This window comes from Noviherbaspirillum sedimenti (assembly GCF_003590835.1).
GTDB lineage: Bacteria > Pseudomonadota > Gammaproteobacteria > Burkholderiales > Burkholderiaceae_D > Paucimonas > Paucimonas sedimenti.
This window is the reverse complement of sequence record NZ_QYUQ01000002.1, coordinates 4,299,945-4,316,369: the sequence shown is the minus strand read 5'-3', so window position 1 is coordinate 4,316,369 and position 16,425 is coordinate 4,299,945. Positions and strand designations below refer to the sequence as shown.

The window sequence follows — 16,425 nt, the reverse complement described above, 5'->3', positions numbered from 1 at the left end:
GCAATGCCTAAAGAAGCATTTTACCGTATCGCGGCGCAGCAGGCAGGAATCGCCCCGGCTTCCGTACGGCTTATGCGTTCCCGTGACGGCCCGGCAGGACCCGGCAAGAAAAACACGCCGCTAGCCCAGCAAGTGCGCCAGGCGATGCCACCAGCCGTCGGGCACATACAAAAGGATCGTCGTGATGGCCACATAGCGCAGGAACTTGCCGATCGCCATGTACAGTGCGCATGACCAGAACGGCAGTTTCAGCCAGCCCGCCACGGTACACAGGGCATCGCCAATTCCCGGCACCCAGGCCAGCAACAGGGTTTTGGCGCCAAAGCGCTCCAGCCAGCCGAACCAGCGCGTCGCGCGCTCCCGCGCAAAGGCCTGGCGCGCGCCGTAGCCGATGCCGTAATCGACGATGCCACCCAGGGTATTCCCCAGGGTCGCCACCGCTATTGCCGGCCAGAACAAGGCCTCATTGGCCTTGACCACGGCAAACAAGGTCGGCTCCGACCCCAGCGGCAGCAGCGTAGCCGCGAGAAAACTGACCAGGAAGACCGCGGCGAGGCCGATGTTCGGCAGCGCCAGCATACCCAGCAACCAATAGATGGCGGAAATAAGCATCAAACAATCGAAAAAAGCGAAAAACCCGGCGCTTTCGGCCAGTTTCCGCCGGTTCAGGGGGGCTCCATTATAATGAGAGCTTAATTTGCGCGCCCCGCTTTCCGCCGGCGCCCATCCTCTGGAAACCATGAGCACCGATTATCTACAGAAAATCCTCACTTCCCGCGTCTATGACGTCGCCATCGAATCGCCACTGGAACTGGGCCATTCGCTGTCGGCGCGCCTGGACAACCAGATTTACTACAAGCGTGAAGACATGCAAAGTGTGTTCAGCTTCAAGCTGCGCGGCGCCTACAACAAAATGGCGAACCTGACCCCGGCGCAACTCAAGCGCGGCGTCATTTGCGCCTCCGCAGGAAACCACGCGCAAGGTGTGGCATTGTCCGCCAAGCGCCTGGGCTGCCGCGCCCTGATCGTGATGCCAACCACCACCCCGCAACTGAAGATCAACGCCGTCAAGGCGCGCGGCGGCGAAGTCGTGCTGTTCGGCGACTCGTATTCCGATGCCGCCCAGCATGCGTCGGAACTGGAAAAGAAACTCAAGCTGACCTTCGTTCACCCCTTTGACGATCCCGACGTCATCGCCGGCCAGGGCACCATCGCCATGGAAATCCTGCGCCAGCATTCGGCGCCGATCCATGCGATCTTCGTGGCCATTGGCGGCGGCGGCCTGATTTCCGGCGTGGCGGCCTACGTCAAGGCAGTGCGCCCCGACATCAAGATCATCGGCGTGCAAACCATGGATTCGGACGCCATGGCGAAAAGCCTCAAGGCGGGCCGCCGCGTCACCCTGCCCGACGTCGGCCTGTTTTCCGATGGCACCGCGGTCAAGCTGGTCGGCGAAGAAACTTTCCGCCTGACCAAAAAATACGTCGACGAAATCATCCTGGTCGATACCGACGAAGTCTGCGCGGCCATCAAGGATGTGTTCCAGGACACCCGCAGCATCCTGGAACCCGCCGGCGCGCTGGCGGTTGCCGGCGCCAAGAAATACGTCGAACGCGCCAAAGCCGGCAAGAAGCCGCTGAAAAACCAAACCCTGGTGACGATTGCCTGCGGCGCCAACATGAACTTCGACCGCCTGGGCTTCGTGGCCGAGCGTGCCGAAGTCGGCGAAGCGCACGAAGCCGTGCTGGCCATAACGATTCCCGAAGAACGCGGCAGCTTCAGGCGCTTTTGCGAACAGGTCGGGCCGCGCAATGTCACCGAGTTCATCTATCGCATCAGCGATGAAAAGCAGGCACATGTGTTCGTCGGCGTGCAGACCGGCGCGCGCGACGAATCGGCCAAACTGGTCAAGAATTTCGAAAAACACGGCTTCAAGGCGCTCGATCTCACCCAGGATGAACTGGCCAAGCTGCATATCCGCCACCTGGTGGGCGGCAAAAGCGCGCTGGCGCAGGATGAATTGTTGTACCGCTTCGAATTCCCCGAGCGCCCCGGTGCGCTGATGCGCTTTTTGGCATCGATGGCGCCGAACTGGAATATCAGCCTGTTCCATTATCGCAATCAGGGCGGCGACGTCGGCCGCATCCTGGTCGGTCTGCAGGTGCCGAAAAAAGAAATGAAGGCGTTCCGCCAATTTCTTGCCGGCCTCGGCTATCGCTACTGGGACGAAAGCGAAAATCCGGCGTATAAACTGTTTTTGGGGTGATGGAAGAAACCAGCATGTCCGATGTCAGCATCGCCGCCGCTTCGCCACTGGGCAAGCCGGCCACTTACCGCAGCGAATACGATCCTTCGCTGCTTTTTCCGATCGCGCGCGCGGAAAAGCGCGCCGAACTGGGTATTGCCGGCACCCTGCCGTTTTTTGGCATGGATATCTGGAATGCCTATGAAGTATCCTGGCTCAATGCCCGCGGCAAGCCGCAGGTTGCCATCGCCACCTTCAGCGTGCCGGCCGATTCGCCCAACATCATCGAATCCAAGTCGTTCAAGCTTTACCTGAATTCCTTCAACCAGACCCGCCTGGCGAGCCCAGACGCCCTGGTGGCACTGCTGCGCGCCGATTTATCCAGCGGCTTCGGCGCACCGGTGCAGGTGGCGCTGACCTTGCCGGAAGCCTTCGGCGAATTGCGGATGGGGGAATTGAGCGGTTTGCTGCTCGACCGCCTGGATATCGAGGTAACGGAGTACCGACCCGATCCGTCCTTGCTGAGCGCCCGGCACGACGAAGCCGATGTCGAGGAAAGCCTGGTGTCGCACCTGCTCAAATCGAATTGCCTGGTGACTGGCCAGCCGGACTGGGGCAGCGTGCAAATCCGCTATGTCGGCGCGCAAATCGACCAGGAAGGCTTGTTGCGTTACCTGATCGGATTTCGCGAGCACAACGAATTCCACGAGCAATGCGTCGAGCGTATTTTCATGGATATCCTGCGCCAGTGCCGCCCGCAGAAATTGTCGGTGTACGCACGCTATACGCGCCGCGGCGGCCTCGACATCAACCCCTGGCGCAGCAATTTCAGCACCGGGCAGCCCCCTGCAAATTCACGCCATGCACGACAGTGAACACTAACTACTTTGGTGTCCCGCAAGCCCGAAGCGGACTCATGCATATGATGAAACCGTCAAGCATGCCTGCGGCTTTTTTTAGACACATTTCCAACAAGCGGAAAATTGGGATTGCACAAGCCCAAAACCGGCCTATAATTTGCCTCGACGCCGTATTTGTGCGCCGCACCAATTTCAGTATGCCATGACCAATCTCGCTAAAATCCTGTTGCCCGCAAACGTCGTGCTTGGCCTGGAAGTCTCCAGCAAAAAGCGCGCCTTCGAGCAAGCCGGACTGATTTTTGAAAACAACTGCGGCATTGCGCGCTCGGTCGTCTCGGAAAACCTGTTCGCCCGCGAACGGCTCGGCTCGACCGGCCTGGGCCACGGTGTCGCCGTGCCGCATGGCCGCATCAAGGATTTGAAGGCGCCGATGGCGGCCTTCGTGCGGCTGGCCGAGCCGATTCCCTTTGAATCGCCCGATGGCCAGCCGGTCAACCTGCTGATCTTCCTGCTGATGCCGGCCAATGTCACGCAACAGCACCTGGAAATCCTCTCGGAAATCGCCGAAATGTTTTCCGACGACGCCTTGCGCGCAGCGCTGGCGGCCGATCCCGATCCGGTCTCTGTCTTCAACCGGATCGTCGGCTGGCGCTCCAGCATCAGCCACGAAGCGTAATCCTGCAACCAGGCCAGGTTAGCCCTTGTCCCCGCTCCAGTTCTCCATCATGCCCGCTTCTACTCCCCTGTCCATCCAGGAGCTCTTCGATGAAAACCGCGAACACCTCGAACTGGGATGGTTTGCCGGATTCCCCGGGGGCGAAAAGCTGATTTCGGGCGACGCCGCCTCTGCCGCCGACCAGGTCGGCCACCTGAACCTGGTCCATCCCGGCCGCATCCAGGTCTTCGGCCACCAGGAGATCGATTATTACAAGCGCCTGTCGCCCAACGGCCGCAACCGTCTGATCACCGAACTGGTCGCCGGCAACCCGCCGGCCTTCGTGGTGGCGCAGGGACTGGAAACGCCGCCGGTATTCATCGAGGTGTGCGAAGAACACAACATCCCGCTATTTTCGACGCCGCTGCCGGCCGCGCAGGTGATCGATTACCTGCGCGTGTACCTGTCGAAAAAACTGGCGCAGCGCATTACCATGCATGGCGTGTTCATGGATGTGCTGGGCGTAGGCGTGCTGATTACCGGCGAGTCGGGCCTGGGCAAGAGCGAACTCGGCCTGGAACTGATTTCGCGCAGCCACGGCCTGGTGGCCGACGACGTCGTCGAATTCGCCCGCATCGCCCCCAACATGATCGAGGGACGCTGCCCACCGCTGCTGCAAAACCTGCTGGAAGTGCGCGGCCTGGGCCTGCTCGACATCAAGACCATCTTCGGCGAAACCGCGGTGCGCCGCAAGATGCGCCTGAAGCTGATCGTCCACCTGGTGCGCCGCAAGACCCTGGAAGAAAATTACGAGCGATTGCCGCTGCATTCGCAAACCGAGGAAGTGCTGGGCCTGCCGATTCGCAAGGTCATCATTCCTGTCGAAGCCGGCCGCAACCTTGCGGTGCTGCTGGAGGCCGCGGTACGCAATACCATCCTGCAATTGCGCGGCATCGACACCCTCAAGGAATTCATGGACCGGCAGCAAAAAGCCATGGACAGCGACTGATATCGATCAAGCGCATGATGGTATGATTCTGTCATGCGCATCATACTCATTACCGGCATCTCCGGATCGGGCAAATCCGTCTGCCTGAACGCCCTCGAAGACGCGGGCTACTTTTGCGTCGACAACTTGCCGCCAACGCTGTTGCGCGCGCTGGTCGACACCCGCATGCAGGAAGGCGCCGCCAATCTGGCGGTGGCGGTGGATGCGCGCAGCGCCGATTCGCTGGCCGGCCTGCCGGCCGATATCAAGCGCCTGAAAGATGAAGGCCACGACGTCAAGGTGCTGTTCCTGACCGCCAAGACCGAATCGCTGATCAACCGTTTTTCCGAAACCCGCCGCAGCCATCCGCTGTCGCACCGGTTGCGCGCCGACCAGAATCCCGCCGACCGTCCCACCCTTTCCGAATGCATCCTGCGCGAGCGCGAAATGCTGGGCTCGATCGAAAAACTGGGCCACGTGATCGATACTTCCGGGCTGTCGGCCAACAAGCTGCGCGCCTGGGTCAAGGAACTGGTGGAATCCGAAAAGGCGCCGCTGACCCTGCTGTTCGAGTCCTTCGCCTTCAAGTTCGGCGTGCCGCTCGACGCCGACCTGGTGTTCGATGTGCGGGTACTGCCCAATCCGTATTACGACCTGGCGCTGCGGCCTTTCAGCGGCAGGGATGAACCGGTCATCGCCTTTCTCCAGGCGCAACCGGAAGCCACCGACCTGTATGCCGACATTCGCAAGTTCGTCGAAAAATGGCTGCCTGCCTTCAAGAACGACAACCGCAGCTACCTGACGGTGGCGATCGGCTGCACCGGCGGCCAGCACCGCTCCGTCTATATGGTCGAACAACTGGCAAGACATTTCCAGCAAACCGAGCGGGTGGTGTTGCGGCATCGCGAACTCGCCTAGTCCCCACGCACATTCCATGGCATCTTCCCACCTCTCGCTGATTCGCTCCCAGGCGGATGACTGGCTGCCGCTGTTTCCACTACAGACCGTGCTGTTCCCCGGCGGCGTGCTGCCGCTCAAGGTGTTCGAGACGCGCTACGTCGACATGGTACGCGACTGCATGAAGCGCGAGACGCCCTTCGGCGTGGTGCTGATCAAGGCGGGCCAGGAAGTCGGAACCGCCGCCGAGCCGGAAGGCGTCGGCTGTCTTGCCCACATCACCGACTGGGACATGGACCAGCCGGGCGTACTGCTGCTGCGCACGCGTGGCGGCGAGCGCTTCCGCATTCTCGAAACGCGCCGGCAAGCCAGCGAGCTGCTCGAAGCGCGTATCGAGATGATCACCGCCGACGCCCCTACGCAAGCAGTCAGCGATGCGCATCTCAGCTGCGCCAAGGCGCTGAAAACCATCGCCGCGGCGATCCAGGCCAAGGGCCGTGCCGAACAGGGAGAAGCGTTCGTCAATCCCATCGCTGCGCCGCTGCAATTCGACCAGAGCGGCTGGGTCGCCAACCGCTGGAGCGAGATCCTGCCGATTCCGCTCAAGGCCCGGCAAAAGCTGCTGGAACTGGAAGATGCACCAGCCCGCCTGGCAATCATCCACCAGTATCTCCAGCAGCACAAAATCCTGTAGTCAGACCCTGTAATCCGGCCCTATAGTCAGGCGATCCCGAGCAAGAGTTTCTTGACCGGCGCCGGCAATGGCGCCTGCGCCAGCTGCGACGCCGCCAGCCAGACATGGCCGTCCTGCGCCACCATGGGCAAACGGCGCGCCAGGCGCACGCGGTAGGGCGTGATATGCAGCTTGAAATGCGTAAAAACGTGAACGATGACCGGCAACCGCTCGCTGCCTTCGGCCACGCCATAAGGCGCCGCCGCCTGCAATAGCGCATGTTCGGCCAGGGCCGGCAGCGCATCGGCATTATTTTCCAGCGGCGTAAAACCGCCCACTTCCGGCAGCGACAGCAGGCCGCCCCAGATGCCGGTTTCGGGCCGTTGCTGCAGCAATACCTGCCCCTCGTGCAGGATGACCAGCAGCGCCGCGTGTTTTTGCGGCACCGCCTTTTTCGGCTTGCGCACCGGCAGCTCTGCTGTGCGCAGGGTATTGAAGGCGACACAGCGCGTCGCCAGCGGACAGGCGGGACACGCCGGCCGGCTGCGCGCGCAGACAGTGGCGCCGAGATCCATCAGGCCCTGGGTGTACGCCGTCATATCCGCCTGCGGCAGCAGCGCCTCGGCGCGCAGCCACAACGCATCCTCGACCTTTTTCTCGCCGGGATAGCCGTCAATGCCGAACACCCGCGCGAACACCCGCTTGACGTTGCCGTCGAGGATGGCCGCGCGCGCGCCGCAGGCGAATGCCGCAATCGCCGCCGCGGTCGAGCGGCCGATGCCGGGCAGCTCCGCCAGCATCGCGGGATCGGCCGGGAAGTTGCCGCCATGTTCGGCGACCACCCGCTGCGCGCAGCGATGCAGGTTGCGTGCCCGGGTGTAATAACCCAGCCCGCTCCAGTGCGCCATGACGTCCTCGACCGGCGCCGCCGCCAGGCTCGCGACGTCGGGGAAACGCTGCAGGAAGCGCAGGTAATAGGGAATCACTGCGCTCACCTGGGTCTGCTGCAGCATGATTTCAGACAGCCAGATGCGGTAGGCGTCGCGGGTATTTTGCCAGGGCAGCGCATGGCGGCCATGCTGCTTTTGCCAGGCAATTACCGTGGCGGAAAATGTGGGGTCGGCGAATTGCCGGCCATCGCCTGCGGCCGGCGCGGGAACAACACGTTTCATCGATAAGGGTTCAATTTTTACTGCGAAATTTATGCAGCGGCCGCAAGCGTTGGCATGTCGCTCGCGATCGCCTGTGCCAGCCCGGCTTCCAGCGCGCGCAAGGCCTGCAGCTGCCGGGCCAGTTCGGCCTGCATCTGCTCGAAGGAGGTAATCTTCTCTTCCAGGCTGTCGGTCGCCTCGAAAATTCGTTCGACCGATTTCTGGCGCTGTTTCAATTGCAGCTTGTGTTCGCGGATTTGCGCGTCCAGCGGCGCCATCACCACCTTGAGCCAGGCGTCGACATCGCGATTGGCTTGCAACAAAATGTGCTTGACGCGCGAGGCGATCGAATCGAAAAATTTGCGCATCAGGACGGCCTGGTGCGTGGTCAACAGCGCGGCGGCGCCAAACTGCTTGTGATAGACCGCCTCGATCTGGTCAAGTTCGTCGCGATATTTTTTCAGTGAAAATGGCATCGGCGTGGTCAGCGCCAGGCCATGCTCGGTGGAGAATTTGCGGTACATCACCGTCATCATTTCGGCGACTTCGTCGATCTTGTGGCCGGATTGCCAGAGATTGTCGCGGGTGGCATCGAAAAAGCCGTTCACCGATTCGCGGAACCCCGCCGAGAACATGCTGCGTTCCATCGCTGCGGCGGCCTTGCGAACGTCCTGCTTGAGCACGCCGATGCCGAGGTGGGCGTAGACGTTCGCCGACAGCCGGGCAAATACCGAGCGCGTGCTTTGCAGCATGACCAGGCTGGTGTCGAATTCGCGCTTTTCCATCTCGATGCGCTTCATCATGTGGGCAATGATGTTCTGGTTCTTGCCACGCAAACTCTTCAACTCGACCAGTTGCTCGACGACGTTGCGGGTGCGTGCCGCCAGCAGGGTCTGGCGGGCGCCGGCCAGTTCACGAAACTCGCTGGATAACTGGGCGCGAATGATGCCTTGCCTGGCCGGCAGCAATTCCTGCGACAGCGCCTGCTCCAGTTGCATGATCCGGCTTTTCGCCAGCAAGGGGGCGTCGCGGTTGATCTTGGCAACCAGGCCCTTTTGCGCGGACACCGGGAAAATCTGCTGTTCTTCAATACCCAGGGTCTGCGCCACCGAGGCCACCTGCCGGGCAATCTGCCGCGCCACTTCTTCGGGCGAGCGCAATTCATCCCACATGCTGTCGATCTTGTTCAGCACTGCCAGGCGGCCGGCGCCGCCGCCGATATGGTTGCGCCAGACATCGATGTCGCTCCGGGTCACGCCGGTGTCGGCGGCCAGGACGAACAAGACCGCATGGGCGTTCGGAATCAGGTTCAGGGTCAATTCCGGCTCGGTGCCGATGGCATTCAGGCCGGGGGTATCGATGATGATCAGGCCCTGCTTGAGCAGGGGATGGGGGAAATTGACAATCGCATGGCGCCACTGCGAGATTTCGACCAGGCCATCGGCGCCCACCGTCTGCTGCTGTTCCGGGTCATCCTCGTCGTACAAGCCATAGCGCTGCGCCTCCTCGAGCGGCACGCGCTTGGACAGGCTCACTTGCCTGAATGCTTCCAGCATGCCCTCGCCTGACTGGATATCCAGCGGCAGCACGGTCCATACCTGGTTCTGTTCCTTCAGGTCGGAAGTCGACAGCGCCTCGGCGCGGGTTTCGATCGGCAGCAGGCGGATGCAGGGCGGGAAGGTTTCATCGTACAAGAGCTCGGTCGGGCACATGGTGGTGCGGCCGGCCGACGACGGCAGGATGCGCTGGCCATAATCGGCGAAAAAGATGGCGTTGATCAGTTCGGATTTACCGCGCGAGAATTCGGCGACGAAGGCAATCGACAACTTGTCATCGGTCAGCCGCCCCCGCAACTGCGCCAGGCGCTGTTCACAGGCGGCATCGGAGAGCCCGGCAGCGACAATCCAGTCCTGGTAGCGCGCCAGCGCATCGACTACGCTGCTGCGCCAGCCACTATATTCTTGAAATTTTTGTATCAGATGGCTCACGCGTTCCCCGGATTCATTCTTTTGTCTCGCTACACTAGCATTCGCCATCACTTTTGACAATTTACACAGTAAAAGGTCGAGCGCTGCCCCTGCTGGATCTGCCGCACCGGCTTGCCGCAGACGCGGCACGGCAGGCCGGCGCGGCTGTAGACGAAATAGCTCTGCTGGAAGTAGCCGGATTGGCCATTGACATTGATGAAGTCGCGCAGGCTGCTGCCGCCCTGCACAATGGCCGCTGCCAGCGTTTCGCGGATGGCGTCCGCCAGCAAGGCATAGCGCGCCAGGCTGATGCGTCCGGCCGCCGTCTTCGGATGGATACGGGCCTTGAACAGGCTTTCGGAAGCATAGATATTGCCGACGCCCACGACAATGTCGCCAGCCAGCAACACTTGCTTGATCGGCGCGCTACGGCCGCGCGTCATCCGGTGCAGCAATTCGGCCGTGAAGCCGGCCTCGAGCGGCTCGACGCCCAGATGCCGCAGCAGGATATGCTCGTCCACATCGCCCTCCCCGGCGTCATGCCAGAGTACGGCGCCGAAGCGGCGCGGATCGGTCAGGCGCAAGGCCTGCGCTCCCAGCACCAGGTCGACATGATCGTGCTTTTGCGGCGGCGTCGCCGCCGGCAGGATGCGGATGTGACCGGACATGCCGAGATGAATGATCAGGGTGCCATGATCGAAGCGCAGCAACAGGTACTTGCCGCGCCGCCCGGTAGCACGCACCGTGCGCCCGACCAGCAAATGGTCGAGATCGGGCGGAAACGGCCAGCGCAGACCGCTGTGCCGCAGCACCACGCCGCTGACCGTCTGACCTTCGACATGGGGCGCGACGCCGCGCCGGGTTACTTCCACTTCCGGCAATTCAGGCATGGGAAATCTTGATCCTTTTTTACACTTCTTGAAACTTGATCGGCTGGCATGCGCCGGCTATTCATGCCGCGGCCACGGGTGCGCAAATGGCGCCGGTTGGGCGTAGAATGCCATTCAGCCCTATTTGACAGGACCGATCCTTGAAAAACGCCCCCGCCATTGTAACGCTGTCGCTGCTGATGTCGGCCTGCGCCTCCATGACCGCGCCGCCTGCGGCGCAATCCGAAAAGTCGGAAACGGTCGTTGCCACGCCCAAACAGCGCATCGCCACGCCTGCGCAATTGCGCAGGATGCTGCAGACCGGACAAACCGAATCCGCCGCGACGCTGCCGCCGGTGGCCTTGAGCCCGGATATCCTGTACAAGTTGCTGACCGTTGAAATCGCCGCCCAGCGCGGCGACTGGAAAACCGCCTATGTCGCCAGCATGGCCATGGCGCAGCAAACGCGCGATCCGCGCCTGGCGCAGCGCGCCATGGAAATCGCCCTGTCGGCCAAGCGGCACGATGAAGCGCTGGCGGCAATCCGCGTCTGGCGCACGCTGGCGCCCGATTCGGAACAGGCCACCCAGTATTTCCTCGGCTTCGTGATGCTGTCCGACAGCCTGGCCGAAGCCGGTCCGATTTTCGCGCAAAGGCTGCAAGACATTCCGGCGGCCTCGCGCACCATGCTGATGTTCCAGATCCAGCGCTTACTGGCGCGTACCAAGGACAAGGCGGCCGGCTTCGCCATGCTGGAACAGGTACTGACGCCCTACCTTGCCACGCCGGAAACCCGTCTGGTGCTGGCGCAAGGCGCGCTGGCGATCGGCGACAGCGACCGCGCGCGTCAGGAAGCGCTGGCCGCGCAAGCGGCCAAACCGGAATCCGAACTGGCCGCGCTGACGGTGGCGCTGGTCACGACCGACAAGGCCGAGGCCAGCAAGTCGCTGATCGCCTACCTGGACAGCTACCCGAAGGCGCGTGAAGCCCGGCTGGCGCTGGCACGCCTGCTGGTCGAGCAAAAACAGTATGGCGAAGCGCGCAGCCAGTTCGAACTGCTGCTGAAGGACCAGCCGCAGGATTTGACCACGCTGTACGCTCTCGGCGTCCTGTCGGCGCAAACCCGCGACAACCCGGCCGCCGAAAAATATCTCGGCAGCTACCTTGACCTGCTGAGCGCCCGGCCTGACGAGGAGCGCGACCCCAGTCAGGCCCTGTTGTTGATGTCACAACTGGCCGAGGAACGCAAGGATACCGAAGCCGCACTCAAGTGGCTGGCGCAGATCGATCCAGGCGAAGCTTACGTTGGCGCGCAAATCCGCCGTGCGCAACTGCTTGCCAGCCGCGGCGACCTGATCGGCGCGCGCAAGGTCCTGCTGGATCTGAATCCGCAGGAGGAACGCGAGCAAACGCAGGTGCTGATTGCTGAAGCGCAAATCCTGCGCGATGCCGGCCGTCTGCCGGATGCGCTGGCGGTGCTCGACAGCGGCCTCAGGCGCTACCCGAACAATGTCGACCTGCTGTACGACCAGGCGATGCTGGCGGAAAAAGCCAACCAGCTCGGCCTGATGGAGCGCAACCTGCGCAAGGTGATCGCGCAAGCGCCAAAAAATCAGCATGCCTACAATGCCCTCGGCTATTCGCTGGCAGACCGCAATATGCGCTTGCCGGAAGCCTTCGCATTGATCGGCAAGGCGCTCGCACTGGCGCCGGAAGATCCCTTCATCCTGGATAGCATGGGCTGGGTGCAGTTCCGCATGGGCCGCCTGAAGGAAGCCGAGGACACGCTGCGGCGTGCCTTTGCGCTGCGTCCGGACGTCGAGATCGCGGTGCACCTGGGTGAAGTCCTGTGGGTCAAGGGCCAGAAGGAGGATGCACAAAAATTCTGGCGCGACGCCCGCATCAAGGATCCGCAAAACGACACCCTGAAAAACACCCTGATACGCCTGCAAGTCCAGCCATGAGCCGTCGCCTTGCCTGCGTCGCCGCACTATGCTGGCTGCTGGCCGGCTGCGCCGCGCTGATCCCGCCTGCCGAACAACCGGTGTCGGCTGTCAGGCCGGCACCGCGCGCTTACCTCGACACGATTGAACTGGCGGGACGGCTGTCGGTCCAGTACCGCCGTGGTGGCGCCGATGAAGCCCTGCACGGCAGCTTTTCCTGGTCGCAAACGCCGCAACGCACCCTGCTCACCCTGTTTTCCCCGCTCGGCCAGACCCTGGCCGTGATCGAGGTGCAAGCCGGCGGTGCCAGCCTGACCCAGGCCGGCCAGGCACCCAAGGTCGCAGCGGACGCCGACGCGCTGGCGCAAACCGCGCTTGGCTGGCCGCTGCCGGTAGCCGGCTTGCGCGACTGGTTGCAAGGATTTGCCAGGGATGCGCGGAGCCAGCCCTGGGTGGCGCCGGCCGAACCCGGCAGCGCGGTCAGCACGCCGGATGGCTGGCGCATCGTTTATACAAGCTGGCAACAGGCCGGCGCGGCCGATGCCGTGCGTCCGCGCCGCATCGATCTGGCGCGCCAGACGGCGGAAGCCGGCCCGGTCAGCCTGCGCATCGTGATCGACAACTGGCAAGCCAATTAACACTCCACATGCCCTCCCGTACCCTGAATGATTGCCTGGCGCCTGCCAAGCTCAACCTGTTCCTGCATGTCACCGGCCGCCGCGCCGACGGCTATCACCTGCTGCAAACCGTATTCCAGCTGCTCGACCATGGCGATATCCTGCATTTCGAAACGCGCGATGACGGCGTCATTTGCCGCACCAGCGACGTGCCCGGCGTGGATGCCGACAGCGACCTGATCGTGCGCGCCGCCCGACTGCTGCAAGCCACCCTGGGCGAGGGCCACCGGCCCGGCGCCAATATCGCCATTGAAAAAAAGCTGCCGCTGGGCGGCGGCCTGGGTGGCGGCTCCTCGGATGCCGCCACCACCCTGCTTGCCCTGAACCATTTGTGGCAAGCAGGGCTGAACCGCGGGCAACTGATGGAACTGGGCCTGAAACTGGGTGCCGACGTGCCCTTTTTTATCTTTGGCCAGAATGCCTTTGCCGCCGGCGTCGGCGAGGAATTGACCGCCGTCACCACCCCGGATGGCTGGTATGTGGTGCTCGAACCAGGCGTATCGGTACCAACTCCGGCAATTTTTACTGCAAAAGAATTGACAAGGAACACGGAACCCGTCACAATATTGGACTTTTCCACTGCCCCTGTTGGCTTTGGAAAAAACGACTTGCAAGTCGTGGCTGCCAAGCTGTTTCCCGAAGTCGCCGAAGCCATATCCTGGCTACAGAAATACGGCGATGCGAGAATGACGGGATCAGGTGCCTGCGTATTTAGTTTTTTTGCGCATGAACCCGATGCCGATGCGGTACTCAAAGCAGTACCGGCGCACTGGAAAGCATGGAAAGCACGGGCCATAGCACAACACCCGCTTGCAGATATATAATATAGGTCGTAACTACCAGATTCGTTTGGCGTTGCAAGCGCCGCCCAAAGAGGCGCGATTGAAACGACAAACAACCGGTTGTGTAGGGGAATCGCCAAGCTGGTTAAGGCACTGGATTTTGATTCCAGCATACCAAGGTTCGAATCCTTGTTCCCCTGCCAATAAACATTAGCAAAAACCAAGCTACATCAATAACAAGCCGCCAACGCAAGACTAACCAGTCTGTTTTGGCGGCTTTTTAAGCTTTTAACGCATTCATTTTGGGGATCTCATGGCACTCGAAAACCTGATGGTTTTTACCGGCAACGCAAATCCGGAATTGGCTATCGGGGTTGCCAATCAGCTTGGCCTGCCACTCGGCAAGGCGCTGGTCTCGCGATTTTCCGACGGCGAAGTGGTCGTCGAAATCAATGAAAACGTGCGCGGCAAGGATGTCTTCGTACTGCAATCAACGTGTGCGCCGACCAATGACAACCTGATGGAAATCATGTTGATGGTCGATGCCCTGAAGCGCGCCTCGGCCGGCCGCATCACTGCCGCCATCCCCTACTACGGTTACGCACGCCAGGATCGCCGCCCGCGCTCGGCGCGCGTGGCGATTTCCGCCAAGGTGGTCGCCAACATGCTGCAGGAAGCCGGCGTCGACCGTGTGCTGATCATGGACTTGCACGCCGACCAGATCCAGGGCTTCTTTGATATCCCGGTCGACAATATCTATGCCTCGCCGGTGCTGCTCTCCGATCTCGTCAACAAGGAATACGACGACCTGCTGGTGGTCTCTCCCGACGTTGGCGGCGTGGTGCGCGCCCGTGCGCTGGCCAAGCGTCTGAACTGCGACCTGGCGATCATCGACAAGCGCCGTCCGAAAGCCAATGTCTCCGAAGTGATGAACATCATCGGCGACGTTGAAGGCCGCAACTGCGTGATCATGGATGACATGGTCGATACCGCCGGCACCCTGACCAAGGCCGCCGAAGTCCTGAAGAACCGCGGCGCCAAGAAAGTAGTGGCTTACTGTACCCACGCGGTGCTGTCCGGCCCGGCGATCCAGCGCATCACCGAATCGCCGCTGGACGAACTGGTGGTCACCGACACCATTCCATTGAGTGATGCCGCCAAGGCTTGCCCGAAAATCCGCCAACTGACTTGCGCGGAATTGCTGGCTGAAACGATCCGCCGCATTTCCAAGGGCGATTCGGTGATGTCATTATTCGCTGACTGATTTTAACTGGTCGCTCATATTGAGTGGCTTCCCAAATCCCCTGGTCGCGGGGGATTTTTACCGCGGGATGCAAGTCCCGCACACACTGGAGCATCAACATGAAAGTAATCGCATTTGCACGCACTGAGCAGGGGTCCGGAGCGAGCCGCCGCCTGCGCACTGCTGGCCAAACCCCTGGTATCGTCTACGGCGGCCCGACCGCACCGGCCGCTATCAAGCTCGACCACAACGCGCTGTATCATGCGCTGAAAAAAGAAGCGTTCCACTCGTCGATCCTCGACCTCGAAGTCGATGGCAAGGAAGAAAAAGTCCTGCTGCGCGATTTCCAGGTGCACGCATACAAGCAATTGGTCTTGCACGTTGACTTCCAGCGCGTCGATCCGAACCAGAAGATCCACGTGAAAGTGCCCCTGCACTTCATCAACGCGGAAGTCTCGCCGGCCGTCAAGCTGTCCGCCGCCGTCATCAGCCACGTGTTCGCGGAACTGGATATCACCTGCCTGCCGAAGGATCTGCCGGAATTCGTCGAAGTCGACCTGTCGACCCTCGAAGCCGGTGCATCGCTGCACTTGTCCGACATCAAGTTGCCGGCTGGCGTCGCCGCCGTTCATGGCCAGGACAATCCGACCATCGTCACCGCCATGGTGCCGGCTGGTAAAGTGGAAGCAGCAGGCGAAGCCGAAAAGAAGTAATCCTGCATTGGCCATCGAAGAACCCGCCCTGGTGGCGGGTTTTTTTCATTTTTTCACTCTCGCATACACCATGTCCATACGCTTGATCGTCGGCCTTGGCAATCCCGGCCCGGAATACGAACAGACCCGCCACAATGCCGGCTTCTGGCTGGTGGACCAGCTTGCCGCCAACCGCCTGGCGCGCGAGGCGAAATACAATGCGCTGGCCGCCAAGACCACCATTGCCAGCAAGGAAATCTGGCTGCTGGAGCCGCAAACCTACATGAACCGCTCCGGGCAATCGGTCGGTGCGCTGGCGCGCTTCTTCAAGATTGCTGCCGATGAAATCCTGGTCGCGCATGATGAACTCGACTTGCCGCCGGGTAGCGCAAAAATCAAAAGGGGCGGATCATCGGGCGGCCACAATGGCTTGAAGGACATTACCGCTGCGCTCGGCACCCAGGACTACTGGCGCCTGCGTATCGGCATCGGTCACCCGCGTCCAATGAATCTACAGCAAGCCGTAGTCGACTTTGTGCTGCACCGTCCGCGCCGCGAAGAACAGCTGCTGATCGACGATGCCATCGCTAACAGCTTGCAGGTTGTGCCGCTGCTATGTGAAGGAAAATTCGAAGCGGCAATGATGCAATTGCATTCCGCAAAGGCATCCTGAGCCGTGATAGACGCGCGCTAAGACTGGGCGCGATGCACACAAGTTCTATCCTGTTCCCAAGTAAGCACCAACCCACTTTACATATCAAATTTCTTGCCATTCCGACTAGC

General features: G+C 61.5%; 16 protein-coding genes and 1 tRNA gene. 13 read left to right on the top strand and 4 right to left on the bottom strand.

Features of this window, described 5'->3' with window-relative positions; genetic code table 11:
• Positions 1–120 precede the first annotated feature (120 nt).
• Entirely contained in the window at positions 121–612 is a 492-nt protein-coding gene (locus D3878_RS20050; protein WP_119787089.1) for a YqaA family protein, read from the bottom strand.
• Between the two features lie 127 nt (positions 613–739).
• Between D3878_RS20050 and ilvA the strand changes: the two genes are divergently transcribed.
• The 6 genes from ilvA to D3878_RS20020 all read left to right on the top strand — a co-directional run bounded on the left by ilvA (position 740) and on the right by D3878_RS20020 (position 6,339).
• Positions 740–2,266 (top strand): threonine ammonia-lyase, biosynthetic, encoded by a 1,527-nt coding sequence (gene ilvA, locus D3878_RS20045; protein WP_119788033.1) that lies wholly within the window; start codon positions 740–742, stop codon positions 2,264–2,266.
• Between the two features lie 14 nt (positions 2,267–2,280).
• Entirely contained in the window at positions 2,281–3,120 is an 840-nt protein-coding gene (queF, locus tag D3878_RS20040; protein WP_119788032.1) for an NADPH-dependent 7-cyano-7-deazaguanine reductase QueF, read from the top strand.
• A gap of 187 nt (positions 3,121–3,307) precedes the next feature.
• A complete protein-coding gene (locus D3878_RS20035) occupies positions 3,308–3,781 on the top strand; it encodes a PTS sugar transporter subunit IIA (protein ID WP_119787088.1) in 474 nt (157 codons plus the stop codon).
• Positions 3,782–3,830: 49 nt separating this feature from the next.
• Positions 3,831–4,769, top strand: a complete 939-nt coding sequence (gene hprK, locus D3878_RS20030) for an HPr(Ser) kinase/phosphatase (RefSeq protein WP_119788031.1) — start codon at positions 3,831–3,833, stop codon at positions 4,767–4,769.
• Positions 4,770–4,802: 33 nt separating this feature from the next.
• Entirely contained in the window at positions 4,803–5,666 is an 864-nt protein-coding gene (rapZ, locus tag D3878_RS20025) for an RNase adapter RapZ (protein ID WP_119787087.1), read from the top strand.
• 16 nt (positions 5,667–5,682) lie between these two features.
• Complete coding sequence (locus tag D3878_RS20020) at positions 5,683–6,339, top strand: LON peptidase substrate-binding domain-containing protein (protein ID WP_119787086.1); 657 nt, start codon at positions 5,683–5,685, stop codon at positions 6,337–6,339.
• 26 nt (positions 6,340–6,365) lie between these two features.
• Here D3878_RS20020 and mutY read toward each other — a convergent pair whose 3' ends face one another.
• From mutY to mutM, 3 genes are read right to left on the bottom strand one after another with little or no spacing between them, the layout of a single operon-like run.
• A complete protein-coding gene (gene mutY, locus D3878_RS20015) occupies positions 6,366–7,490 on the bottom strand; it encodes an A/G-specific adenine glycosylase (protein ID WP_119787085.1) in 1,125 nt (374 codons plus the stop codon).
• Positions 7,491–7,519: 29 nt separating this feature from the next.
• A complete protein-coding gene (locus D3878_RS20010; RefSeq protein WP_199688218.1) occupies positions 7,520–9,457 on the bottom strand; it encodes a dynamin family protein in 1,938 nt (645 codons plus the stop codon).
• A gap of 47 nt (positions 9,458–9,504) precedes the next feature.
• Positions 9,505–10,326, bottom strand: coding sequence for a bifunctional DNA-formamidopyrimidine glycosylase/DNA-(apurinic or apyrimidinic site) lyase (mutM, locus tag D3878_RS20005; protein ID WP_119787084.1), 822 nt, complete (start codon positions 10,324–10,326; stop codon positions 9,505–9,507).
• 140 nt (positions 10,327–10,466) lie between these two features.
• On the opposite strand from mutM, the gene D3878_RS20000 reads away from it, so the two are divergent.
• From D3878_RS20000 to pth, 7 genes are all read left to right on the top strand, one after another.
• Positions 10,467–12,269: a tetratricopeptide repeat protein gene (locus D3878_RS20000; protein WP_199688217.1), complete on the top strand. Its 1,803-nt coding sequence runs from the start codon at positions 10,467–10,469 to the stop codon at positions 12,267–12,269.
• Positions 12,266–12,886 carry a lipoprotein insertase outer membrane protein LolB gene (gene lolB, locus D3878_RS19995; RefSeq protein ID WP_119787083.1) on the top strand — a complete coding sequence of 207 codons (621 nt, stop codon included), beginning with the start codon at positions 12,266–12,268 and terminating at the stop codon, positions 12,884–12,886. The genes D3878_RS20000 and lolB overlap by 4 nt, the downstream gene beginning before the upstream one ends.
• A gap of 8 nt (positions 12,887–12,894) precedes the next feature.
• Complete coding sequence (gene ispE / locus D3878_RS19990) at positions 12,895–13,749, top strand: 4-(cytidine 5'-diphospho)-2-C-methyl-D-erythritol kinase (protein WP_119787082.1); 855 nt, start codon at positions 12,895–12,897, stop codon at positions 13,747–13,749.
• 84 nt (positions 13,750–13,833) lie between these two features.
• Positions 13,834–13,910, top strand: a tRNA-Gln gene (locus tag D3878_RS19985).
• Between the two features lie 110 nt (positions 13,911–14,020).
• Positions 14,021–14,971 (top strand): ribose-phosphate pyrophosphokinase, encoded by a 951-nt coding sequence (locus D3878_RS19980; protein ID WP_119787081.1) that lies wholly within the window; start codon positions 14,021–14,023, stop codon positions 14,969–14,971.
• Positions 14,972–15,069: 98 nt separating this feature from the next.
• A complete protein-coding gene (locus D3878_RS19975; protein ID WP_119787080.1) occupies positions 15,070–15,663 on the top strand; it encodes a 50S ribosomal protein L25/general stress protein Ctc in 594 nt (197 codons plus the stop codon).
• A gap of 70 nt (positions 15,664–15,733) precedes the next feature.
• Positions 15,734–16,315 (top strand): aminoacyl-tRNA hydrolase, encoded by a 582-nt coding sequence (pth, locus tag D3878_RS19970; protein WP_119788028.1) that lies wholly within the window; start codon positions 15,734–15,736, stop codon positions 16,313–16,315.
• The last annotated feature ends 110 nt before the right edge of the window (positions 16,316–16,425 follow it).

Coding starts and splice junctions, on each gene's coding strand:
- D3878_RS20050 (WP_119787089.1), bottom strand. CDS start 612: ATGCTTATTTCCGCCATCTATTGGTTGCTGGGTATGCTGGCGCTGCCG.
- ilvA (WP_119788033.1), top strand. CDS start 740: ATGAGCACCGATTATCTACAGAAAATCCTCACTTCCCGCGTCTATGAC.
- queF (WP_119788032.1), top strand. CDS start 2,281: ATGTCCGATGTCAGCATCGCCGCCGCTTCGCCACTGGGCAAGCCGGCC.
- D3878_RS20035 (WP_119787088.1), top strand. CDS start 3,308: ATGACCAATCTCGCTAAAATCCTGTTGCCCGCAAACGTCGTGCTTGGC.
- hprK (WP_119788031.1), top strand. CDS start 3,831: ATGCCCGCTTCTACTCCCCTGTCCATCCAGGAGCTCTTCGATGAAAAC.
- rapZ (WP_119787087.1), top strand. CDS start 4,803: ATGCGCATCATACTCATTACCGGCATCTCCGGATCGGGCAAATCCGTC.
- D3878_RS20020 (WP_119787086.1), top strand. CDS start 5,683: ATGGCATCTTCCCACCTCTCGCTGATTCGCTCCCAGGCGGATGACTGG.
- mutY (WP_119787085.1), bottom strand. CDS start 7,490: ATGAAACGTGTTGTTCCCGCGCCGGCCGCAGGCGATGGCCGGCAATTC.
- mutM (WP_119787084.1), bottom strand. CDS start 10,326: ATGCCTGAATTGCCGGAAGTGGAAGTAACCCGGCGCGGCGTCGCGCCC.
- lolB (WP_119787083.1), top strand. CDS start 12,266: ATGAGCCGTCGCCTTGCCTGCGTCGCCGCACTATGCTGGCTGCTGGCC.
- ispE (WP_119787082.1), top strand. CDS start 12,895: ATGCCCTCCCGTACCCTGAATGATTGCCTGGCGCCTGCCAAGCTCAAC.
- D3878_RS19980 (WP_119787081.1), top strand. CDS start 14,021: ATGGCACTCGAAAACCTGATGGTTTTTACCGGCAACGCAAATCCGGAA.
- D3878_RS19975 (WP_119787080.1), top strand. CDS start 15,070: ATGAAAGTAATCGCATTTGCACGCACTGAGCAGGGGTCCGGAGCGAGC.
- pth (WP_119788028.1), top strand. CDS start 15,734: ATGTCCATACGCTTGATCGTCGGCCTTGGCAATCCCGGCCCGGAATAC.